The following is a 22,702-nucleotide window of genomic DNA, read 5'->3' as shown; positions in this document are numbered from 1 at the left end:
TCCTCCAGCGTGGACGCAGCCAGCGACGGTCGCCAATCCGGGACACCGCGCTGTGGTGACGCGTTCCCGGGAGGACCCTCGTGAAGCGCAGAAGTCGCCATCTACTCGCAGGACTAGCGGTCGCCGCCCTCGTGGCGACCACGGGTGCCGCCGGCATCCACTTCACCGGCACCGAGGTGCCGGCCGCCGCCGCCGTCGGTGACGGCGAGCTGCCCAATGCCACCGCAGCGCACCTCGAACGGTTGCGCCAGGCGGTACCGGGCAGCGACGGCATGGCGCCGGACGGTCCCGGCAGTGCCGCCCAGCAGGAGTTCCTGGAGCGGGCCTACCCCGCCGACACGATCAGCGTCGCCCAGGTCGACCGGTCGAAGGCGGCGTACGCGTCCGCCGAGAAGCGGTTCCGGGGCGCCAACCGCTGGACCAACATCGGTCCGAGCGAGGCGCTCTACCCGTTCACCGAGTACCGCAACGCCTTCAACTACGTGCCCAACGAGTACGTCGCGGGCGGCCGGGTCACCTCGCTGGACATCAGCCCCGACTGCTCCAAGCTGCTGTGCCGGGCGTACGCCACGCCGGCCGGCGGTGGCGTCTGGGGCACCCTGAACATCCTGGCTCCCGAGCCCCGGTGGTTCTACCTCGGCGGCCCGCTCGGCATCAACGCCGCCGGCTCGGTGAAGATCGACCGCAACGACAAGACCGGCCTGACCATCTACGTCGGCACCGGTGAGGCCAACACCTGCGCCTCCGGCTGCGTCGCCGGTGTGGGCCTCTACAAGTCCACCAACGGTGGCCTGACCTGGTCCGCCCCGCTGGGCAAGGACGTCCTGTCGGGCAAGGGCCTCGGCGAGATCACCATCAAGCCGGGCGACCCGAAGACGATCTACGTCGCCACCACCACCGCCCTGCGCGGCATGTCCAGCTCCTGCTGCACCGGCGTCACCCGGCCCGTCCCGGACGCGGCGAAGTGGGGTCTGTACAAGACCACCGACGGTGGAAAGAACTGGACGTTCATCCACAACGGTTCGGCCAACGCCGCGGACTGCACCGGCAGCGCCGCCGAGTACGCCAACACCAACACCGCCGCCTGCTCCCCGCGGGGCGTGCGCTACGTGAAGCTCGACCCGAAGGACTCGAACATCGTCTACGCCTCCTCGTACGCCCGGGGCGTCTGGCGCTCGGCGGACGCCGGCGCCACCTGGACGCAGATCAAGCCGTCGCTCAACCCGGCCGTGTTCCAGACCCGGGCCGCGATCGACGTGACCGCGCTGCCGAACGGCAAGACCCGGATGTACGTCTACGAGGGCAACATCGGCAACCCGTACTCGCGGCTGTTCCGCAGCGACGACGTGGCTGCCGGCACCCCGGCGTTCGCCGACCTGACCAGCTCCAACCCGGCCGACACCGGCTTCGCGACCTACAACCAGTGCACCGGCCAGTGCTGGTACGACGTGTTCGTCCACACCCCGCCCGGGCACCCGGACGTCGTCTACACCGGTGGCTCGTACGTGTACGGCGAGACCGTGGCCCACAAGCGGGCGGTCGTCCTCTCCACCGACGCGGGCGTCAGCGGCACCGACATGACCTACGACGGCACCGACGAGCTGCACCCGAACGGTCTGCACCCCGACCAGCACGCCCTGGTCACCAACCCGCGCAACCCGTTCCAGTTCTTCGAGGCCAACGACGGCGGCATCATGCGCTCCAGCGGCGAGTTCGTGAACCGCTCCGCCTGGTGCGACAACCCGGACCGCAACTTCACCGGGCCGACCGCCGCGGCGCAGAAGGAGCGCTGCCAGCAGATGCTCTCGAAGATCCCCTCCAAGCTGGAGGGCGTCAACAAGGGCATGACGACGCTGCAGTTCATCAGCCTGTCGGTCAGCCCGCACGACGTGAACCTGCTCCAGGGCGGCACGCAGGACAACGGCACCTGGGAGAACAAGGGCCAGCGCAAGCGCTGGGTCAACACGATGATCGGTGACGGCGGTGCCTCCGGGTTCGACGTGGCCAAGCCGGAGTTCCGGTTCCACACGTTCTTCGACGCCACCCCCGAGGTCAACTTCAACAACGGTGACATCGGCAGCTGGATCTCGGTCTACGACGGCATCTTCGGTCAGCCGGGCACCCTGTTCTACGCCCCGGTGATCAGCGACCCGAAGGTCAGCGGCACGATGTTCGCCGGCACCGCGCGGACGGTCTACCGCACGAAGACCTTCGGCCTGGGCGACCGCAGCCTGGAGGAGGCCAACAAGATCTGCAACAGCTGGACCGGCACCTTCGAGGCGCAGTGCGGTGACTGGGCGGAGCTGGGCACCAAGCGGCTCACCGACGCGGTGTGGGGTGACCGGGCCGGCGGCGCGGTCTCGGTGGTCCAGCGGGTCGAGAGCGACTCGTCCACCGCGTACGCGGCCACCAGCACCGGCCGGGTCTTCGTCACCCGCAACGTCGACGCCCCGTCGGCCGCGGACGTGACCTGGACGCGGATCGACAACGCCGCCACCCCGAACCGCTTCGTCACCAGCATCCACGTCGACCCGGCCGACCCGAGCCGGGCGTGGGTGTCGTACAGCGGCTTCAACTCGAACACCCCGGCCACCCTGGGCCACGCGTTCGAGGTGAAGGTGGACGGCGCGGCGGCGACGTGGACCGACCGGTCGTACGACTTCGGCGACCAGCCGATCACGGACCTGGTCCGCGACGACGTCACCGGTGACCTGTACGCGTCCACCGACTTCGGTGTGCTGCGGTTGGCCAAGGGCTCGACGAACTGGGCCAAGGCGGCCGGCGGCATGCCGAACGTCGAGGTCGCCGGGCTGACCATCGTGCCGGGCAAGCGGGTCCTGTACGCCGCCTCGCACGGTCTCGGCGCCTGGCAGCTGAAGCTGAGCTAGGCGGAACACGATCGGCACCAACCAGGTGAGGGGCCGCGCGAGCGGCCCCTCACCGCTGCCCGGGGCGGCCGGCCGGATCTGGCGTACGCTCGGCGCGGCCTTCGTCCTCCTCGTCTTCGTCCCACCGCTGCTGCTGCTGGTGTCCGGCTCGTTCACCGAGCCCGGCCTGCCGCCGTCGCCGACGCCGCAACTCGTGCCCGACCCGGTGTCGACCACCGGCTACACGGAGGCCGTGGAGCTGGGTGGGCTGCTGCGCGCCTCGCTCAACTCGGTGCTGGTGGCGGTCGTCGCGGTGCCGCTGAGCGTGCTGGTGGCCTCGCTCGCCGGCTTCGCGCTGGCCCGGGTCGCCCCGCGCACCACCGTGGCCGTGGTCGCCGCGACCCTGGTCGCCCTGATGGTGCCGGCCACCGCGCTGCTGGTGCCCCGTTTCGCGATCTTCCGCGCGCTCGGGCTGACCGATACGCTGGTGCCCTTGATCGCCCCGGCGTTGCTGGGCACCTCGCCGCTCTACGTCCTGGTCTACTACCTGGCCTTCCGGGCGTTACCGGCGGATCTCTACGACGCCTGCCTGGTGGAGGACCTGTCGCCGATGCGTACGTGGTGGCGGGTCGCGCTCCCGCTGGTCCGTCCGGTCACCGCCGCCCTCACGGCGCTCACCTTCGTGCTGACCTGGTCGAACTTCCTCGACCCGCTGATCTACGTCTACGACCGCGACCTGTTCACCCTTCCGCTGGCGCTGCGCTCGCTGTCGGTGCTGGACCCGACGAACTTCCCGGTCTTCCTGGCCGGCGCGGTCGTCGCGACGGTGCCGGCGCTGCTCGTGTTCGTGCTCGCCCAGCGGCGCTTCCTGCACCACGACGACGATCCGAGGGGACGACCGTGAAACCCAAGGCGCTGCTCGCCCTGCTGCTGTCTGCCCTGCTGGTCCTGACTGGCTGCGGCTCCGGTGACGCCTCCTCCGACCGGGGCGGTCCGGTCAAGCTGCTGGTCTTCGGCGCGCCGGAGGAACTGGCCGCGTACCGCACGCTGCTCGACGCGTACGCCAAGGCGCGCCCCGGGTCCGACGTGCAGCTCATCGAGGCGAGCGACCGCAAGGACCTGCTGGCCCGGCTGGCCACCTCGGTCGCCGGTGGCGCCCCGCCGGACCTGTTCCTGATGAACTACCGGTTCTACGGCCAGTTCGCGGCGAAGGGCGTCGTCGAGCCGCTGGACGAGCGGATCGCCGCCTCGGACGTGGTCGAGCCGGCCGCGTACTACCCGGTGGCGATGGAGGCCTTCCGGTGGGGCGACAAGCAGCTCTGCCTGCCGCAGAACGTGTCCAGCCTCGCCGTCTACTACAACCGCAGCCTCTTCCAGCAGCACGGCGTGCCGGAGCCGAAGGCCGGCTGGACCTGGAACGACCTGGTCGGAACGGCCACCGCGATGACCCGCGACTCCCGCGGTCTGGTCGTCCGGGGCACCGAGAGCGAGGGCGCCGCCCAGCGCCCGGCCGTGCACGGTCTCGGCGTCGAGCCGTCGATCATCCGGCTCGCCCCGTTCGTCTGGTCCAGCGGCGCCGACATCGTGGACGACCCCGACAAGCCGACCCGGCTGACCCTGGACACCCCGGCGGCCCGCGAGGCGCTGAAGAACCTGGTGGACCTGCGGCAGGCGTACGGGGTGGTGCCGACCGACGAGGAGGTGGAGGCGGAGGACGACGAGTCCCGGTTCGCCAACGGTCGTCTCGCCATGCTGATGACCTCGCGGCGGGCCACCACCAACTTCCGCACCATCACCTCCTTCGAGTGGGACGTCGCGCCGCTGCCGGTGTACCAGAAGTCGGTGGGCGTGCTGCACTCCGACGCGTACTGCATGACGCGCGGTTCGAAGAACAAGGACGCCGCGTGGCGCTTCCTGGAGTACGCCATCGGCGAGGAGGGGCAGAAGATCATCGCGGCGACGGGTCGTACGGTGCCGTCGCACATCGCCGTCTCGCAGTCGTCGGCGTTCCTCGGTCCGTCGCAGCCGCCGCGCAGCGCGAAGGTGTTCCTCGACGCGATCCCCACCGTGCGGGCGCTGCCGACCGTCTCCACCTGGCCGGAGATCGAGGACGTCGCCTACGGCATCCTGGAGAACGCGATGCACCGCGGCGACAAGCTCGACGACGTCATCCGGGACCTCGACCAGCAGACCCGGCCACTGTTCGCCCGCGGCGAGCACGGGTGAGCGGAGCCGGCCTGATCCTCGACGGTGTCTCCGCCGCGTACCGCGGCACCACGGTGCTGCACGAGGTGGACCTGACCGTCGGCCGGGGGGAGCTGCTGGTCGTGCTCGGCCCCTCCGGCGCGGGCAAGTCGACGGTGCTGCGGGTGGTGGCCGGTCTGGAGCCGGTCACCGCCGGTCGCGTCCACATCGCCGGCCGGGACGTGACCGACCGGAGACCCGGCCTGCGCAACGTGTCGATGGTCTTCCAGTCGTACGCCCTGTTCCCGCACCTGACCGTGGCGGAGAACATCGCCTTCGGCCTGGAGGTGCGCGACGTTCGGCGCGCGGTCGCCCGGGAGCGGGCGCGGACGGCCGCCGAGTCCGTCGGGTGTGCCGCCCTGCTCGACCGCCGGCCGGGGCAACTCTCCGGCGGCGAGCGGCAGCGGGTGGCGCTGGCCCGGGCGCTGGTCCGCGAGCCGGACGTCTTCCTCCTCGACGAGCCGCTGTCCAACCTGGACCTCGCGCTCCGGGTGGAGATGCGCGCCGAACTGCGCGCCCTGCACGACCGGCTGGACGCCACGATGGTGCACGTCACCCACGACCAGACCGAGGCGCTGGTGCTCGCCGACCGGATCGCGGTGCTCCGCGACGGGCGCGTCGAGCAGGTCGGCACCCCGGACGAGATCTGGCGTACCCCGGCGACCCGCTTCGTCGCCCGCTTCGTCGGGTCCCCGGCGATGAACCTGCTGCCCGCCGACGGCCCGGTGCGCCCCACCGGCGACGGGCCGCCCGGCGCGCTCGCCACCGACTCCGGCCGGTGGGAGATCGGGTTCCGGCCGGAGGCCGTCACCCTGGACGCCGCCGAGGGAGCGGCGGCCACCGTCGACCGGGTGGAGGTGGTCGGCGAGGACGCCTACGCGTACCTCACCCTCGCCGGTGGGCACCCGGTGGTCGCCCGGGTGCCGGCCGCCCGGCGCCCGGACCGGGCGACGGCGGTACGGGTGACCGTGCGCTGGGCGGACACGCACGTCTTCCACGCCGACTCCGGCCTCCGGTACGACCCGTGAGGGCACGGCCGGACACGCGTTCGCGCCGGCAGTTGGCGCTGATGCTGGCGCCGTACCTGCTGGGTCTGGTCGGGTTGGTGCTGCTGCCCGCGCTGGTCACGCTCGCGCTGGCGTTCACCGAGTACGACCTGCTGCGCCCGCCGACCTGGGTGGGACTGGACAACCTCATCGCGCTCGCCGACGACCCGATCTTCCGGGTCGCCCTGCTCAACTCGCTGGTCTTCGCGCTGATCGCCGTACCGTTGCGGGTGCTCCTCGCGCTCGGTCTGGCCCTGCTGCTGCACCGCCGCGCCGTCGGGGTCGGCAGCGCGCGCAGCGCGGCGCTGCTGCCCACGGCGGTCCCGGAGATCGCGTACGGCCTGCTGTGGCTCTGGCTGTTCAACCCCCTGTACGGGCCGATCAACCAGGTGCTGCGCACCGGCGGCGAGAACGGCCTCACCGCGCTGGGGCGCACTCCGCCGCAGTGGCTCACCGACCCGACCGACGCGCGCGCCGCCATCATCGCGATGAGCCTGTTCACCATGGGGGAGACCTTCGTGGTGCTGCTCGCGGCCCGGCGGTCGCTGCCCCGCGACGTGTACGAGATGGCCGCCCTGGAGGACGCCACCGGCTGGGACGTGTTCCGGCGGGTCACCCTGCCCCTGATGGCGCCGGTGCTGGCCCTGCTCGCCGTCCGCGACGTCGTGGCGAGCCTGCACTTCACGTTCGTGCCGGCGTTCGTGGTGACCGACGGTGGGCCGCCGCCGTACTCCACCACCTACCTGTCGCTGTTCGTCTACCAGACCGGGTTCGAGTACCTGCGCTACGGCTACGCGGCGGCGGCGACACTCGTGATGATCCTGTTGACCGCGGCGGCCGTGGTCGTGCAGTGGCGGCTGTTCCGCCGCTACCGTTCGTTCTACCGCCTCTGAGGGAACCGGCCGTGCCGTCGGCCCGTCGGAGGATGACGGAGGTGTCGTTCCATGCGTCGCATACCAGTCCTGCTGACCGCCCTCGGCCTGCTCTGCTGGCTGACCGCCTGCACCACCGGGGGTGACGACCAGCGGGCGCAGCCCGGCGGCTCGCCACCGCCCGCCGGAACCGGGTCGGCCGTGCCGTCGCCGACCGCCGTTCCCGGGTCCGCCGTGCCGTCGCCGCCGGCCGCTACGGGTCCGGCGTCCGTCCCGGCCTCGCCGCCGGCCGGCTCGGCGGTCCCGTCCCCGCCCGGAGGGGGCGAGGTGCCGGGGCCGCTGCCGTTCGGGGAGCGCACCCTCACCGGCATCGTGGAGCGGGCCGGGGACTGCACGATGCTGCTGGTCGGGGAGCGGCGGTGGGCGCTGACCGGTGACGCGGCGACCAGCCTGCGCCCCGGCAGCCGGGTCACCGTGCGGGGTGCCGTGGCGCCGATGCCGCCCGCCTGCGCCGACCGGGACCTGGCCCAGACCGTCGCCGTTGCCCGCGTCGAACCGGCCTGACGGGCATCGGGGCTGGTGTAACGCGTACCTGGCCGGGTAGGCCGGGCGGATGGAGCTGGTCGAGGAGTCGCCGTACCGGTTCCGGATCGATCGGCACGACCCGATGCGCGTACCGGGGGTGGTCTTCGCGTCGGAGTCGCTGCTGCCCGACGCCGGGGCCGACAAGTCGCTGGAACAGGTCGCGAACGTCGCGACCCTGCCCGGCATCGTCGACGCGTCGTACGCCATGCCGGACGTGCACTGGGGTTACGGCTTCCCGATCGGCGGCGTGGCCGCCACCGACGTGGCGCACGGCGGTGTGGTGTCCCCGGGCGGGGTGGGCTTCGACATCTCCTGCGGCGTGCGGTTGCTCGCCGCCGACCTCGACCGCGCCGACCTCGGGACCCGGCTGGACGCTCTGATGGACGCGCTCGGCGCGGCGATCCCGCGGGGCATGGGTCGCGGCGCGGTGTGGCACCTCAAGGGATCCACCGAGCTGGACCGGGTGCTGCGCGGCGGCTCGCGCTACGCCGTCGAGCGCGGCTTCGGGGTGGAGCGGGACCTGCACCGCTGCGAGGACTACGGCGCGGTCGACGACGCCAACCCGGCCGAGGTCAGCGCGCGGGCGATCGAACGCGGGGCGGGTCAGGTCGGCAGCCTCGGCTCCGGCAACCACTTCCTGGAGGTTCAGGCCGTCGCGGAGGTGTACGACGAGCCCGTGGCCGCCGCGTTCGGGCTGCGCGCCGGCCAGGTCTGCGTGATGGTCCACTCCGGTTCCCGGGGGCTGGGTCACCAGATCTGCACCGACCACGTGCGGACGATGGAGAAGGTGATGCGCCGGTACGGCATCGAGGTGCCGGACCGCCAGCTCGCCTGCGCGCCGGTCGACTCCCACGAGGGCCGCGCGTACCTCGGCGCGATGGCCGCCGCCGCCAACTACGCCCGCGCCAATCGGCAACTGCTCGCGCACGCCGCCCGGACCGCCTTCACGCGGGAGACCGGCAGCCACCTCGACCTGGTCTACGACATCTCGCACAACCTGGCGAAGATCGAGACCCACGGCACGGATGGGGACCGGCGCGACCTGTGCGTGCACCGCAAGGGTGCCACCCGGGCGCTGCCGCCCGGCCACCCGGAGCTGCCCGAGGACCTGCGCGGCGCCGGGCAGCCGGTCCTGATCCCCGGCTCGATGGGCACCTCCTCGTACGTCCTCACCGGCGTTCCCGACTCACCCGCCTTCGCGTCCACCTGCCACGGGGCGGGCCGGGTGCAGAGCCGCAAGCAGGCGGTGAAGGCCGAGCGCGGCCAGGACCCGCGCGGCCAGCTGGAGGCGCAGGACATCGCGGTACGGGGTGCGTCCCGGCGTGGCCTGGCCGAGGAGATGCCGGCGGCGTACAAGGACGTGTCGGCGGTGGTCGAGGCGGCCGAGGGCGCCGGCCTGTGCCGGAAGGTCGCCCGGCTGGTGCCGCTCGGCGTCGTCAAGGGCTGAGCCTTCCTTACATCACGGCTCACACGTCGAAGGTCACCGCGCACGACCAGCCCGGTCCGTCGGGGCCGAAGCGCAGCTCGTGCAGCGCGACCGCCTTCGGCACCGCCCCGACCAGCTCCACGTCGTCGGTGGTCGCCGTCCGCCAGCGCACCACCGGCCCGCCCTCGTCGGCCACCTCGGTGCGTACGGGCAGTTCGCCCGCCGTGTCCATCCGAAAGATCACCTCGTCGAGGACGCCGACCAGCAGGTCCTCGTCGTCCTCGCCGGCCGGCGGGCGGTACTCCCGGTCGGCCAGCGTGCGTGCGCCGGAGGTGTCGGCGAAGGTGTCGACCAGGGCGGTGACCGCCTCGGCCACGCACTCCTCCCGGCTGGGCGCCCACGCCTCGATCCGGACGTCGGCGGTGTGGGGGACGCAGCGGTGGCCGCGCTCGGTTCGTCCTGCCATGTCCCGATCATCCGGCACGAGGTCGTCCGGCGGGGCGGTGTGCCCCCGAGACGGTCGGAGAGCGTCCCGGGGGAGCGGCTCGGGGTGATCCCGGAGCGTCCCCGGAAACCGGCCCGTCGGCCTGGCAGACGGGATGGATAGGAAGAGAGGCTACAGGTACCGACCCACCGGAGGTGCCACCGTGGCGACCCGACGCCGCCCCCTCGTCCGCCTGCTCCTCGGCGTACTCGCCGTCGCCCTCGTGCTCTGCTGCGGCGGGGTCGCCGCCGGGGCCTGGGCGTTCACGCGCTCGGGCACCGACACCGTCGGCCAGGTGGACTTCGTCCGCCCGCTGGCCGTACCCCCGTTGGCGCCGTCCCGGATCGACAAGCAGGGCCGGCGGGTGTTCGACCTGCTGGCCCGGGACGGACGCCGCGACTTCCGCGGCGACGGCCGGACGACCCGGACCGCCGGGTTCGACGGTGACTACCTCGGGCCGACGCTGCGGGCCAAGCGCGGCGAGCAGGTGGCGGTGAACGTGGTGAACCGCGTGGGCGAGGAGACCAGCGTGCACTGGCACGGCATGCACCTGCCGGCCCGGATGGACGGCGGCCCGCACCAGATGGTCCGACCCGGCGCGACGTGGTCGCCGACCTGGACGGTGAATCAGCCGGCGGCGACGCTCTGGTACCACCCGCACGTGCACGGGAAGACCGAGGAGCACGTCTACCGCGGCCTGGCCGGCATGTTCCTCCTCGACGACGAGCGGGAGGCGGCCCTGCCGCTGCCCCGCGACTACGGCGTCGACGACGTGCCGGTGATCGTGCAGGACCGGTCGTTCTCCCGCAGCGGCCAGTTCACCAAGACCCGCAACTCGATCTCCAGCATCGGGGTGCTGGGCGACACGCTGCTGGTCAACGGCACCGTCGGGCCGTACCTGGACGTGCGTACGGAGCGGATCCGGCTGCGGTTGCTCAACGCCTCAACGGCCCGCATCTACGACTTCGGGCTCTCCGATGGCCGGCCCTTCGACATGATCGCCAGCGACGGCGGGCTGCTGCCGCGTACCGCCCGGCTGGACACGGTGCGGCTCTCGCCCGGCGAGCGCGCCGAGATCGTGGTGACCGTCCGGCCGGGAGAGCGGGTCACCCTGCGCAGCATCGACCCCGACCTGGAGGCGGGCGCGCTGGCCGACCGCTTCGCCGGCGGGCGGGACCGCTTCGACGTGCTGCAACTGCGCGCCGCCGGCACCCTCGCACCGGCACCGGAGGTGCCCGCGGACCTGGTGCCCTCCGATCGGCTCGCCCCGGCCACCGCCGCGGTGACCCGCCGGCTGGAGTTCCAGGGTCGCGGCGTCAACGGCCGCTCGATGCGGATGGACCGGATCGACTTCGCCGCCACCCGGGACACCACCGAGGTGTGGGAGGTGGAGAACACCGACGGCACCCCGCACAACTTCCACGTCCACGACGTGCAGTTCCAGGTGCTGTCGGTCGACGGCGCGGCCCCGCCGCCGGAACTGGCCGGCTGGAAGGACACCGTGTACCTGGCGCCGCAGCGGCCGGTGCGGATCGCCCTGCGGTTCACCGACCACAGTGACCCGAACGTGCCGTACATGTACCACTGCCATCTGCTGTGGCACGAGGACAACGGGATGATGGGCCAGTTCGTGGTGGTGGAGCCGGGCCAGGCGCCGGGCCGTCCGCCCACCGGGCACGCGGGCCACGACTGACGGCGCGGGGCAGCGGGAACGGACGGCCGGGGCGTACGGTCGGCGGGTGTTGATCACCAAGTTCACCCACTCCTGCGTCCGCCTGGAGCACGACGGCGGCGTGCTCGTCATCGACCCCGGCACCTGGAGCGAGCCACGGGCCCTGACCGGCGCGGACGCCGTGCTGGTCACCCACGAGCACACCGACCACGTGGACGTGCTGCGGCTGGCCGGCCTGGGCGTCCCGGTGTTCGTGCCGGAGGGCGCGACGCTGCCCGGCCCGGTGCCGCTGCCGGTGACCGAGGTGCGGGCCGGGCAGACGTTCACCGCCGCCGGGATGACGGTGACGGCCGTCGGGGGCCGGCACGCCACCATCCACGGGGGCCTGCCCGACTGCGCGAACCTCGGCTACCTCGTGGCGGACGCCGTCTACCACCCGGGCGACTCGCTGTACCGGCCCGCCCACCCGGTGGACACCCTGCTGGTGCCCGCGCAGGCGTCCTGGCTCAAGCTCACCGAGGCGATCGACTTCGCCACGGCCGTCGGCGCGCGCCGGACGTTCCCCATCCACGACGCGCAGCTCAACGAGCGGGGCATGGCCAGCGTCAACGGCTGGTTCGGTGAGACCGTGCCCGGCTACCGGTTCCTCGCCGTGGACGAGACGGCCTGACGCTCAGACCTCGAACCGTGGGCGGGAGGCGGTCAGCACCGCCGTCCGGGACGCGGCACCCCAGCCGCGCCTCAGTTCCGTGGCCAGGTCGTCGAGCAGGGCCGGCACGTCCCGGTCGGCACCGGCGTGCAGCGCCTCCACGACGACCAGGATCCGTGCGGTGTCGTCGCGGACCGCCGACCAGCCGCTCTGCCGGTTCGTCCAACGGCGCGCGTGCGCCCGCCCACGCTCGTCGGCGAAGATCACCTCGTCCGGGTCGGGATGCTCCTGCTCGCCGCCGAAGGTGAGGTACCGCTCGTCGCCCCGGGCCTGCCGCACCTCCAGGCCGTCATCGATCCGCGCGGCGTCGAGGACCGCGACCGGGATCGCGTACGCCACGGACAGGGCGTTGCCGAGGTCTACCAGGGGATGCACCTCCGGCAGGTCACCGGTGGTGCGCAGCCGGCGCAGCAGGGACTCGGCGGCGCAGCGGTAGCGGGTCGGTGCGAGGCCCATCCGGGTGAAGGCGCGCCGCCACGCCTGGATCTGCGGAAGACCCGCCTCGGTGCCGACGGCCAGCCGTTTTCGGGCGAGCCCGTGCAGGTCGGCCAAGGGCAGGTCGGCGCGGGGCGCGCCCGCGACGCCCTCGGCGTACAGGACGCCGGCCACGAGGGTCGGGTGCGCGGCGCGGACGCCGGCGGAGTGCTCGAGGTGCACGGTCGGCGTCCTTCCGGTGGTCACGCCTCGGCCCGGGCGAGCAGCAGGCCGAGGGCGACGAAGGAGCCGGCGAAGCCCCGGCGCAGCCAGTCGGTGACCCGCGGCCGGTCCAGCACGTGCCGGCGTACGGCCGCCGCGCAGAGCCCGTACACCGCGAAGACCACCAGACTGACCAGCATGAACACCGCGCCGAGCCCGATCATGGCGGGAACCGCTCCGGGTTCGCCCGAGCCGACGAACTGCGGCAGGAACGCGAAGAAGAAGATGGTCAGCTTCGGGTTGAGCAGGTTCATCAGCACCGCCGAGCCGATCACCCGGGCCGCCGACGCCGACGGCGGGCCGTCGGTCACCGTGAGGGACCCCCGGTCGCGCAGCGTCGCCACCGCCAGCCAGAGCAGGTACGCGACGCCGAGGTACTTCAGCAGGCCGAAGGCCAGCGCGCTGGAATGCAGCAGGGCGGCCAGCCCGGTCACCGCCGCGGCCAGGTGCGGAACGATGCCGACGGTGCAGCCGAACGCGGCGACCAGGGCGGCCCGCGGTCCGCCGGTCAGCCCGGCGGAGAGGGTGAAGAGCACCCCGGCACCCGGGGTGAGGACCACGACGAGCGTGGTCACCAGGAAGGCGACGGTCACGAAAGTTCTCCTTCACGGGGGATGTGTCACCTCCCACCCTCCTGGCAGGATGGTCCGATGAGCAGGGCCAAACCGGCGTCTCCCGACCGGTCCATAGCCACCGGATCCGACTTCCTGCACCTGGACATCGCGTACGCCCCGGTCGGTGGGCGGGCCGACTGGCTCGCCGGCCAGCTGCGGGCCGCCGTCGCCGACGGCCGGATCCCCGTCGGCAGCCGGCTCCCCGCCACCCGGGTGCTCGCCGCCGACCTCGGCGTCTCCCGGGGCGTGGTCGTCGAGGCGTACCAGCGGATGACGGAGGAGGGCCACATCGCCGGGCGCGGGCGTGCCGGCACCGTCGTGGTCGCCGCGCCACCCGCGCCGCCGGCCACCCCGGCCGCCCCGCCCCCGCCGGCCACGACGTTCCCGCCGGCACCGGGCACCGACGTCTTCGACGCGGTACGCACGGCGCCCGCGCGGATCGACCTGACACCCGGCGTACCCGACCTGGCCGCCTTCCCCCGCGCGGACTGGCTGCGCGCCGAACGGACCGTGCTGCGGCACCTGGCCGCGTCCGACTTCGGCTACGGCGACCCGTGCGGGGCGCCCGCGCTGCGCCGGGCCGTGGCCGCGTGGCTCGCGCGCAGCCGGGGCATCGCCGTGGACCCCGCCGAGGTGATCGTCACGACCGGCGTCTCGCAGGCCCTCGGGCTGCTCGCCCAGGCGCTGCGACCCGCCGGGATCACCCGGGTCGCGGTGGAGGACCCGGGCTCGCTCGGCGTACGCCAGCACCTCAACAACTGGCACGTCGACACCCCGCCGGTCGCCGTGGACGCGGCCGGTCTACGGGTCGACGAACTGATCGCCAGCGGGCTGCCCGCGGTGATGCTCACTCCCGCGCACCAGTTCCCGACCGGCGTGGTGCTCGACGGTGAGCGCCGCCGCCAGCTCGTCGCCTGGGCCCGCACCGGCGGCCTGGTGATCGAGGACGACTACGACGCCGAGCACCGCTACGACCGGCCGCCGGTGCCCGCGCTGCGCGCCCAGGCGCCCGAGCAGGTCTGCTACGCCGGCAGCGTGTCGAAGCTGCTCGCCCCGGCGCTGCGCGTCGGCTGGCTGCTCGTACCGGCCCGGCATCGGGACGCGGTCGTGGCGGCCAAGCGCAACGCCGACCTCGGCAACGCGGTCCTGCCGCAACTCGTCCTCGCCGAGCTGATGACCTCCGGTGCCCTGGAGCGGCAGCTGCGGCTGCTGCGCCGCCGGCACGTCCTCCGGCGCGACGCGATGGTCGCGGCGGTGGCGCGGCACCTGCCGGGCGCGAGGGTGCACGGTGCGGCGGCCGGCCTGCACCTGATGGTCACCCTCGACGCCGACGTGGCCGACACCGACCTGGCGACGGCCGCCCTGGCGCGCGGGGTGAAGGTGCAGCCGCTGTCCTGGCACTGCCAGCGGCCGTACGCGCCGGGCCTGGTCCTCGGGTACGCGGCCACCGCCGCGTCGGTCATCGCCGAGGGCGTCGCGACCATCGCCGACGCGCTCCGCGACGTGCGCACGTCTGCCGGTGGCCACCACCGGCAACCGGGCGGGGCATGACAACGGAGGCCCGCCGCTGCCCGTGACCACCGCCCGGGCGAGAATCACCGCCGTGCCGTGTTGCAATCTGGTGCGGTGGACGACGTTGCAGAACTGGTGGACCGGATCTGGCGGACGGATGCCGCCGGCATGCTCGGTGCGCTCAGCCGGCGACTCGGCGACCTCGACCGGGCCGAGGAGGCGCTGTCGGACGCGCTGGCCGAGGCGCTCAAGCGCTGGCCCGACGAGGGTGTGCCGGAGAGCCCGACGGGTTGGTTGGTCACCACGGGCTGGCGCAAGGCGCTGGACCGGTTGCGCCGCGACGCCGTCGGCCGAGAGAAGGTGGCACGGGTGGCTGCGGAACCGCCGCCGGAACCGGCTGCGGACGATCGGCTGGCCCTGGTTTTCGCGTGCTGCCACCCCGACCTCGCCGTGCCGGCCCGGGTCGCGCTGACGCTGTACGCCGCCAGCGGCCTCAGCACGGCCGAGATCGCCGCCGCGTTCCTGGTACCGGTGCCGACGATGGCGCAGCGGCTTTCCCGAGCCAAGCGCCAGTTACGGGAGCGCGGCATCCGGTTCGAGGTGCCACAGCCTCATGAGTACGCCGACCGGCTCCCGGCCGTGCTCACGGTGATCTACCTGGTGTTCAACGAGGGGTATCTGTCCAGTGGCCGTTCCGCCCAGCGGCGCGAGCTGGCCCGCGAGGGGGTCGACCTGGCGTGCCAACTCGCCGCGCTGCTGCCCCGTGAGCCGGATGTCGCCGGCCTGGCCGCGTTGCTGGAGCTGCACCACGCCCGCGCCGCCGCGCGGTTCGACTCGTGGGGCCGCATCGTGCTGCTCGAGAAGCAGGACCGGCGGCTGTGGGACGAGGCGGCGATCGAACGGGCAGCACTGCGGCTCCGGGCGGCGGTGCGCCAAGGCCGGCCCGGGCCGTACCAACTGCAGGCCGGCATCGCCGCGCTACACGCCCTGGCCCCCTCGTACGAGGCTACCGGTTGGGCCGAGGTGCGGGCGCTGTACGACCGGCTGTACGCGTTGGACCCGTCGCCGGTGGTGCTGCTGAACCGGGCAGTGGCCACGCGGTTCGCGCTGGGTTGGGCTCCGGCGCTGGATGAGGTCGACGCGCTCGGGGACCGGCTTGCTGGTTACCACCTGTGGCACGCCGCCCGGGCCGACCTTCTGGCCGCGCTCGACCGTTCGGCCGAGGCGCTGACGGCGGCGGAGCGGGCGCTGGAGCTGGCCACGAACCCGGCGGAACGGGAGCTGATGTCGCGTCGGGTGGGTGAGTTGAGGCGCCGGTCGTGAGACCGGCGCCCCAAGCGTCACCGCTATTCGCGGCTCATCACCGGACGAACCTCCAGCGCGCTCATCCCGGCGGCGAGTGGCCAGGTGGCCGCGATCCGCGCGGCCTCGTCGATGTCGTCGCACTCCAGCATGACGATCCCGCCGATGACCTCCTTCAACTCCAGGTACGGCCCGTCGGTGATCACCGGCTGGCCGTTCACGTCGGCGCGCACTGCCCTTGCCGTGTCCCGGGGTTGCAGCTCGGCGCCGCCGTCGGCGATCTTGCCGGTCGGCTGCCACCGCTCGAACCACTCGTAGACCTGCTTCATCACGTCCTGCTCGTCGGCCGGGGACAGCGCGGTCCACTCGCGGTCGTCGCCGAAGATCAGCATCGCGTACTTCATCGTTGCTCCTCGTGGTGGGAAGGGATGCCTCGTGCGTGTGACGAACGGCCGGCACCGGTCCTCGACAGGTTCTGCGGAATGTCCTGCCGAATTTTTGGCGGCCGAAGCCCCCGGGTGATCGAGTCGACCTTCCGGCGCATGATCGACTCGGCACGGACCCTAGGAGACGTCGGACGTCCGTCCCACCAGGCGGCTGTCGGCCGCCGCCTGGCCCTCGGCGTCGTTCGCCTCCTCGCACACCGTCGCCGCGTCCACCCAGCGCTGGCGGGCCTCGGCGTCGTCCCCGAGTGCCGCCGCGGCGTCCCCCAGATAGAGCAGCGTGCGGCCCAGCCCGGCGGTGGGCCGGTCGCCGCGCAGCCGCTGGCTCTCGGCCAGCATCAGGTACGCCTGACGTGCCTGACCCGGCGCCGAGGCCAGCAGTGTCGCGCCCGCGTTGAGCAGGGCGACGGCGTGGTTGGTCGGATCGGCCACCGACTCGTACTCGCGCAGCGCCGCCCGCCACGCCTGCGCCGCGTCGAGGTGCTCACCCATCGCGCTGTGCACCAGGACCAGGTTGGCCAGTGCCGCCGCGTACCCGCGCGCGTCGCCGGAGGCCCGGAACGTGTTCGCCGCCCGTACCAGGTGGTGGTGGGCGGTCTCCAGTTCGCCCCGACGCAGGCGGGCGGCCCCGAGCCCCAGGTCGGTCAGCGCGAGTCCGGCGCGGTCCGCGCCGGACCGGTGTCGCCGGGACAGCTCCAGATGCTCCACCGCGTCGTCGAGCTGGCCCAGGTCCAGCAGCACCAGCCCGAGGTTCATCCGGGCCTGCGCGGTGCCCCGCCGCCCCCGCTCCGCCACCGCGAGGCTCAACGCGGTCGCCGCCCCCTGCGGGTCGCCCCGGCGGCGGCGGAGCACGCCCAGCTCGTTGTGGGCCCAACCGGCGATCTCCGGGCGGTCGTCGGCGGTGGGGGTGGCGAGCACCGTCCGGCACACGTTCTCCCACTCGTCGAGGCGTTCGGCGTGGGCGAGCCACCCGCACAGCGCCACCGCCAGCCGGAACCACCACCGGCGTACCCGCCGGGGCAGCGTCTCCACCGCGCCCGCCGGCACCCGCACCACCGCGAGCAGCAGCTCCTGGTGCAGGTCGAACCAGCTGTACGGGTCGTCGTCCAGGGCCAGCGCCGGTTCCCGGTCCGGCGGTGTGCCGGCCACGGCCAGCGCCGCGGCGTGCCGTTCCGCGCGGCGGGCCAGGTGCCGGGTGAGGCGGGCCTGCGCGGCGACGCGCCGCCGCACCGGCTCCGCGTCGCGCAGGTGCATCCGCGCGTACGGGGCCAGCAGGCCGCGCACCTCGTAGCGGTCCCCGGCCGCCCCGTCGACGAACCCGCCGGCGGCCAGCTCGTGCAGCAACCTGCCGACCCGGTGCACGGACCGGTCGGACAGGGCGGCGATCGTCGGGCGGTCCAGCGGCACCGGACTCAGTGACATCAGCCGCCACAGCCGGCGGGCCTCCGCGCCCAACGCCTGGTACGCGGTGTCCCGCGCGGTCACCAGCAGCGTCGCGGGGGAGACGGCGATCTGCTGGTGGGGAGGAGTGTCGACCGCCCGGCGGAGCGCGTCGAGCACGTCGCCGTGGCGCCAGCCGTGCTGCGCCGTACGCCGCCCCAGCTCCGCGATCGTCCGGGGCTGCCGTCCGCACAGCTCCACGATGGCGCGTACGGCCGGATCGGTCCGCGGGTCCGGCCGGTGCCGGCGGGCGGCCGGCGCGGCGGCACCGGCGTCGGCGAAGAGCTCCACCGCGTCGTCGGTGTCCGGTTCCTCCAGCCCGTACGCGGTCACCGCCCGGTCGAGGGCGGCCAGCGCTGCGGTGCCGGCCAGCAGCAGCCGGCAGGTCCGGGCCGTCGGCGGCAGCAGCGGCCGGACCTGGTCCGGATCGTCCACGTTGTCCAGCACGAGCAGGATGGCGCGACCGTCGATCTGCCCGCGGATCTCGTGGGCGGCCTCGGTCAGGTCGTCGGTGCGCCCGGAGGCCGGTGGCCGCGTGCCGAGGATGCGGGCGAGGGCGGTCAGCACCTGGCGCGCCGACCGCGCCCGGCCGTCCCGCCGCAGGTCCAGGTAGTACTGCCCGTCGGGGAAGTCGTCCCGGCACAGGTTGGCGGCCTGGATCGCGCACGAGGAGGTGCCGACGGCACGGCGGCCCACCACCGCCACGGCGTGTTTCGGTCCCAACGCGTCGACGACGGCCGCGACATCCGCGGACCGCCCGGTGAACCCGGCCGGCCAGGGCAGAGTCGGCACCGCCACGGTGGACGTGGCCGCCGTGTCGTCCCCCTCCGCGGGGCCCTGCCGCTGCCGCCGCCACTCGACGAACATGCCCGCCGCGAGGCCGAGCACGATCACCGCGGCGCTGGCGGAGCCGAGCTGCGTCTTGGACAGGTCGGTGAGCAGGTTCCCGGTGACGTTGCCGAGGACCGCGCTGGCCGTACCGCCCAGCACACCACCGGCGGCGAGCAGCAGGCTCAGCCGTCCCGGCCGGCGCGGCCGGCGGGCCGGCGGCTGGGGCTCGGTCATCGGACACCCCCGGCGACCAGGCCGGCGACCAGGTGTCGGCGTGCCAGAACCACCAGCAGCACCGGCAGGACCGAGGCGATGACCGAGGCGGCCGCGAGCCCGCCGCTGTTGGCCACGAATCCGCGGGTCTGGCCGGCCAGGAAGAGCCCCAGCGGAGCCGCGCCCGGCCCGCTGAACAGCAGGCCCACCGCGAGGTCGTTCCAGACCTGCACGAACTCCAGCACCGCGACCGCGATCACCGCCGGGCGGTTGTGCCGCGCCAGCAGCCGCAGCGTTCCCCACCAGTGCCGTCCGCCGACCCGCGCGGCCCGCACCTGCTCGGCGGGCAGGTCGGCGAAGGCGTTGCGCAGCACGAGGACGGCGAACGGCACCCCCAGCGCCATGTGCACCAGCGCCAGGCCCCGCGTGGTGCCCGACGACAGCACCACGCCCAGCACCTCGTTGACCGGGCCGGCGATCACCTGCACCGGTACGACGCAGGCGGCCATCAGGAACAACCCGGTCGCCTGCGCCGCCGGCCCGGTCAGCCACGCCAGCGGGTACGCGGCGAGCAGCGCCACCGCCAGGACCGCCGCCGTGACCACCACGGTCAGGACCGTCGTGACACCGAGGGTGCGCCACAGCTCGGTGCCGGCGATCAGCTCACGGTAGGACGCCAGGCCGGGCGGGGCCGACCACCACCCCCGCGTCGCGGCGGCCACCGGGGCGTGCAACGACGTGGCGACCAGCACCCCGAGCGGCACCAGCCAGGCGACGGCGGCGGCCGCCGCGAGCAGCCGGACCACGCGGCGCGGCGGCGGGGGTGCCGGACTCGGGGACGCCGGTGCCGGCCCGGGCGGCGGGGGCCACGCCTGCCGGACGAACAGCGCCGCGAGCAGCACCCCGGCCACCACGGCCACCAACCACACCACCCCGAGTGCGGCGCCCTCGCCGGTGGTGACGCCGTTGGACGTCTGCCACACCCGTACCGCCAGCACCGCCGCCTCGTCGCGCACCGAGCCGGGCGCCATCACGAGGATCAGGTCGAAGGTCCGGCTCGTGCCCACCGCCACCAGGGCGAAGACCACGGCGGCGGTACGCAGCAGCAGCGGTCGCCACTGGGCGTCCCACAGCACGTCGCGGCGGTTGCCGCCGAAGGCGCGCACGGCGTCGGCGAGGCTGGGCGGCACCGCGTCCAGGGCGGCCCGGAACACCAGCACGGCCAGCCCGACCCAGGCCCACACGAACGCCGACATGAGGGCCACCGTCACCAGGCCGGGGCCGAGCATCTGCGGTGCGTCGGCGAGGGACCGGCCGGTGAGTCGCGCCGCCAGCAGGGTGGCCAGCCCCCGCTCCGGGTCGGGGTCGTACAGCAGCCGGAAGGTGATCCCGGTGACCACCAGCGGCACCGCGATCGGAACGACCAGGATGAGCCGGACGAGGCCGCCCTCCTGCGAGCGGCGCGACGCGGCGGCGAGCAGGTAGCCCAGCACGGTCACCACCGCCGGGACCACCAGCGCCCAGAGCACGGTGCGGGCGACCACCGCGCCGGTGCCGGGCGCGGCGAGCGCGGCGCGGAAGTGCTCCGCGCCCACCCAGCGGCCGTCGGTGGTGACGCTGGCGTGCACGGTCCGCAGCACCGGCCAGGCCAGCAGCCCGCCGAGCAGCAGCACCGCGGGCACCAGCAGCGCCGAGGTTGCCCCGGCCGCCGGGTACGCGCGCCCCCGCCGGGCCGGGCCCACGTCGTCGAGGACGGCCGTCTCGCCGAGCACCCGTGTCATCGGCCCCCACCCGCCGACCGGGCCGCCGCCGTCAGCTGGCCGGTGGCCCGCCGGACCGCCTCACCCGCCGACACCCCGCCGGTCACGTCGGCGAAGAAGTCCTGCATGATCCGCCAGATGCCCACCCCGTCGGAGCCGGTGAACGGCCCGGGAAGCTGGTCAGACAGGTCGAAGCGGACCGTGCCGGCGGCCCGCAGGTCCGCGGCGAGATCCCGCCGGACCGGGTCGCGGTAGCTGGCCAGCGGCACGGAGACGTTGGGGGACAGGTAGCCGCCGGCGTCGAGCCACGGGCCGAAGGCCGAGGAGTCGCTGAGCCAGCGCACCAGGTCCGCGCCGCGGTCCGAACCGGCGAAGACGACCGCCGCGTCGCCCCCCACGATCAGCGGGCGGTCGGCCATGCGGGCGCCGGGGAACCGGAACGTCCGCGGCGTCTCGCCGGAGGAGAAGGCCGGGACCAGGTCGTCGACGAAGTCACCCTCGAACACCATGACGGCCCGGCGGCGGTGCACGACGTCGATGACCGAGTCCTCGTACTGGGTGAGCAGCGCACGCCGGCCGCCGCCGGGGAACGCGCCCTCGACGCTCCACAGCTCCGCGAGCCGGTCCAGGGCGGCGCGCACCGCCCGGCTTCCCCAGTCGGCCTCGCCCCGGGCCAGTGCCGAGTAGAACCCGGGTGTCGTCACGTCGGCCAGGACGTTCTCGAACCAGTCGGTGAGCACCCAACCGTCGGCCGCGCCGACCGCCAGCGGGGCGGGACCCGTGCCCCGGCGGGCCGGCCCGCCCAGCCGCCGGGTGACCCGGACCAGGTCGTCCCAGCTACGCGGCGGATCGGGGAGCAGGGAGGGCAGGTGCCAGAACAGCGACTTGTGGGCCGCCTTCACCCACACCCCGTAACGCCGTCCGCCGGTGGTGAGCAGGTCCGCCATCCCGACCGGCACGGCGTAGCCGCCCGACGGCGTCACCTCCCGCAGCCAGCCGCGCCGCGCGTACTCGACGACCAGGCCCGGGCGGGGCAGGATCGCCACGTCCGGGCTGGTGCCGGCGAGCTGGCGGGCGCGCAGGAACGCGTCGATGTCGTTGCCCGCACTCACTACCCGCACGTCGCCGTACCCGGCGACCACCCTCCGGAACTGGGCCAGTTCCCCGGTGCTCCACACCACCGCGACCTGGACGGCCCGCTCCCGGCCTCCGCAGCCGGCGGCGGCGGTCACGGCCCCCGCCGCCCCGGCCCGCAGCAGCGTACGGCGGCTCACCCGCCCGTCGTGCCTCACGCCGCCACCTCCACGGCCGTCGACGCGTCCGCCGCGACGGCAGCGTCGGCCGTGCAGACCAGTACCGCCGCACCGGGCGTGTCCGGTGGGTTCAACCGGTCAATCAGGTCGGCGAGCCGGCCCCCGCCGGTGACGGCCGAGGGCAGGTCGACCACGAGCACCTCGGGCAGGCAGGCGGCGGCCCGGGCCAGGGCCACCCGGAAACGCTGCGCCTCGGAGAGCAGGTGCGGCCGCAGGTCCAGGGTGGGCGCCAGCTCCAGCCGGTCCACCACGGTCGCGGTCCAGTGGTCGACGACGTCCCGCACCCGCTCCCGCCGCCGCCAGCCGTACGCGATGTTGCGGCGCACCGTCAGGTGGGGCAGCAGCGCGCCGCCGGCCGGGACGTACCCGATGCGGCGTCGGCTCGGCGGCAGGGAGGTGACGTCGCGGTCGGAGACCAGGATCTTCCCGTCGACGGACGGGGCCAGCCCGACCACGACCCGGGCGAGGGTGGTGCCCAGCGGCGCGGGTGCCCGCAGGGCGGCCGTCACGCCGGCGGGGACCTCCAGGGTGATCGCCGCCGTGTCCGGGAGGGCGACGAGTGCGCACAGGCGTAACGTGGCCATCACCTCCGGTGACCGGTGTCGTCGCACCCAGGGTGGCACACGACGGCGACAGTCGATGCGCGAGGGGTGTCCACGATGGACGTGTCGGC

General features: G+C 74.1%; 19 protein-coding genes. 11 read left to right on the top strand and 8 right to left on the bottom strand.

The features are described 5' to 3' along the window. Nucleotides 1-80 precede the first annotated feature (80 nt). Genes ACTMSW_RS12240 through ACTMSW_RS12210 form a run of 7 tightly spaced genes read left to right on the top strand, consistent with a single transcriptional unit; the run spans nt 81 to nt 9,061 of the window. Nucleotides 81-2,888, top strand: a complete 2,808-nt coding sequence (locus ACTMSW_RS12240) for an exo-alpha-sialidase (RefSeq protein ID WP_441180688.1) — start codon at nt 81-83, stop codon at nt 2,886-2,888. A 25-nt stretch (nt 2,889-2,913) separates the two neighbouring features. Beyond that, complete coding sequence (locus ACTMSW_RS12235; protein ID WP_441180687.1) at nt 2,914-3,771, top strand: carbohydrate ABC transporter permease; 858 nt, start codon at nt 2,914-2,916, stop codon at nt 3,769-3,771. Further along, complete coding sequence (locus ACTMSW_RS12230; RefSeq protein ID WP_441180686.1) at nt 3,768-5,093, top strand: ABC transporter substrate-binding protein; 1,326 nt, start codon at nt 3,768-3,770, stop codon at nt 5,091-5,093. The genes ACTMSW_RS12235 and ACTMSW_RS12230 overlap by 4 nt, the downstream gene beginning before the upstream one ends. Then, the gene (locus ACTMSW_RS12225; RefSeq protein ID WP_441180685.1) at nt 5,090-6,139 is read left to right on the top strand and encodes an ABC transporter ATP-binding protein; all 1,050 of its coding nucleotides are present in this window, start codon (nt 5,090-5,092) and stop codon (nt 6,137-6,139) included. Before ACTMSW_RS12230 ends, ACTMSW_RS12225 begins: the two co-directional genes overlap by 4 nt. A 41-nt stretch (nt 6,140-6,180) precedes the next feature. Beyond that, nucleotides 6,181-7,050 (top strand): carbohydrate ABC transporter permease, encoded by an 870-nt coding sequence (locus tag ACTMSW_RS12220; RefSeq protein ID WP_441181053.1) that lies wholly within the window; start codon nt 6,181-6,183, stop codon nt 7,048-7,050. Between the two features lie 51 nt (nt 7,051-7,101). Beyond that, on the top strand, nt 7,102-7,593 hold the full coding sequence (locus tag ACTMSW_RS12215; protein ID WP_441180684.1) for a hypothetical protein: 492 nt from the start codon (nt 7,102-7,104) through the stop codon (nt 7,591-7,593). A gap of 49 nt (nt 7,594-7,642) precedes the next feature. After that, nucleotides 7,643-9,061 carry an RtcB family protein gene (locus ACTMSW_RS12210; protein WP_441180683.1) on the top strand — a complete coding sequence of 473 codons (1,419 nt, stop codon included), beginning with the start codon at nt 7,643-7,645 and terminating at the stop codon, nt 9,059-9,061. Nucleotides 9,062-9,080: 19 nt separating this feature from the next. Here the strand turns inward: ACTMSW_RS12210 and ACTMSW_RS12205 are convergent, their stop codons facing one another. Continuing rightward, on the bottom strand, nt 9,081-9,506 hold the full coding sequence (locus tag ACTMSW_RS12205) for an archease (RefSeq protein ID WP_441180682.1): 426 nt from the start codon (nt 9,504-9,506) through the stop codon (nt 9,081-9,083). A 181-nt stretch (nt 9,507-9,687) separates the two neighbouring features. On the opposite strand from ACTMSW_RS12205, the gene ACTMSW_RS12200 reads away from it, so the two are divergent. Beyond that, a complete protein-coding gene (locus tag ACTMSW_RS12200) occupies nt 9,688-11,217 on the top strand; it encodes a multicopper oxidase family protein (RefSeq protein ID WP_441180681.1) in 1,530 nt (509 codons plus the stop codon). 46 nt (nt 11,218-11,263) lie between these two features. Beyond that, the gene (locus tag ACTMSW_RS12195) at nt 11,264-11,866 is read left to right on the top strand and encodes an MBL fold metallo-hydrolase (protein WP_441180680.1); all 603 of its coding nucleotides are present in this window, start codon (nt 11,264-11,266) and stop codon (nt 11,864-11,866) included. Nucleotides 11,867-11,869: 3 nt separating this feature from the next. Here ACTMSW_RS12195 and ACTMSW_RS12190 read toward each other — a convergent pair whose 3' ends face one another. Together ACTMSW_RS12190 and ACTMSW_RS12185 are read right to left on the bottom strand one after the other, a co-directional pair. Continuing rightward, nucleotides 11,870-12,562, bottom strand: a complete 693-nt coding sequence (locus ACTMSW_RS12190) for a B3/B4 domain-containing protein (RefSeq protein WP_441180679.1) — start codon at nt 12,560-12,562, stop codon at nt 11,870-11,872. A gap of 20 nt (nt 12,563-12,582) precedes the next feature. Further along, entirely contained in the window at nt 12,583-13,194 is a 612-nt protein-coding gene (locus ACTMSW_RS12185; protein ID WP_441180678.1) for a LysE family translocator, read from the bottom strand. A 57-nt stretch (nt 13,195-13,251) separates the two neighbouring features. On the opposite strand from ACTMSW_RS12185, the gene pdxR reads away from it, so the two are divergent. Beyond that, the gene (gene pdxR, locus ACTMSW_RS12180; protein ID WP_441180677.1) at nt 13,252-14,766 is read left to right on the top strand and encodes a MocR-like pyridoxine biosynthesis transcription factor PdxR; all 1,515 of its coding nucleotides are present in this window, start codon (nt 13,252-13,254) and stop codon (nt 14,764-14,766) included. Nucleotides 14,767-14,841: 75 nt separating this feature from the next. Beyond that, on the top strand, nt 14,842-16,050 hold the full coding sequence (locus ACTMSW_RS12175) for an RNA polymerase sigma factor (RefSeq protein WP_441180676.1): 1,209 nt from the start codon (nt 14,842-14,844) through the stop codon (nt 16,048-16,050). A 23-nt stretch (nt 16,051-16,073) separates the two neighbouring features. Here the strand turns inward: ACTMSW_RS12175 and ACTMSW_RS12170 are convergent, their stop codons facing one another. The 5 genes from ACTMSW_RS12170 to ACTMSW_RS12150 form a co-directional block, all read right to left on the bottom strand. Beyond that, on the bottom strand, nt 16,074-16,433 hold the full coding sequence (locus ACTMSW_RS12170) for a YciI family protein (RefSeq protein WP_441180675.1): 360 nt from the start codon (nt 16,431-16,433) through the stop codon (nt 16,074-16,076). Between the two features lie 159 nt (nt 16,434-16,592). Continuing rightward, a complete protein-coding gene (locus ACTMSW_RS12165) occupies nt 16,593-18,977 on the bottom strand; it encodes a hypothetical protein (RefSeq protein WP_441180674.1) in 2,385 nt (794 codons plus the stop codon). Then, the gene (locus ACTMSW_RS12160; protein ID WP_441180673.1) at nt 18,974-20,737 is read right to left on the bottom strand and encodes an ABC transporter permease subunit; all 1,764 of its coding nucleotides are present in this window, start codon (nt 20,735-20,737) and stop codon (nt 18,974-18,976) included. The genes ACTMSW_RS12165 and ACTMSW_RS12160 overlap by 4 nt, the downstream gene beginning before the upstream one ends. Beyond that, entirely contained in the window at nt 20,734-22,008 is a 1,275-nt protein-coding gene (locus ACTMSW_RS12155; protein WP_441180672.1) for an extracellular solute-binding protein, read from the bottom strand. Before ACTMSW_RS12155 ends, ACTMSW_RS12160 begins: the two co-directional genes overlap by 4 nt. Further along, nucleotides 22,005-22,613 carry an ATP-binding cassette domain-containing protein gene (locus ACTMSW_RS12150; protein WP_441180671.1) on the bottom strand — a complete coding sequence of 203 codons (609 nt, stop codon included), beginning with the start codon at nt 22,611-22,613 and terminating at the stop codon, nt 22,005-22,007. Before ACTMSW_RS12150 ends, ACTMSW_RS12155 begins: the two co-directional genes overlap by 4 nt. Between the last annotated feature and the right edge of the window lie 89 nt (nt 22,614-22,702).

Source organism: Micromonospora sp. BQ11 (genome assembly GCF_052068135.1).
Taxonomy (GTDB): Bacteria; Actinomycetota; Actinomycetes; order Mycobacteriales; family Micromonosporaceae; genus Micromonospora.
Note: the sequence above shows the minus strand (reverse complement) of the source record. Positions and strands in the feature narration are given on the sequence as shown.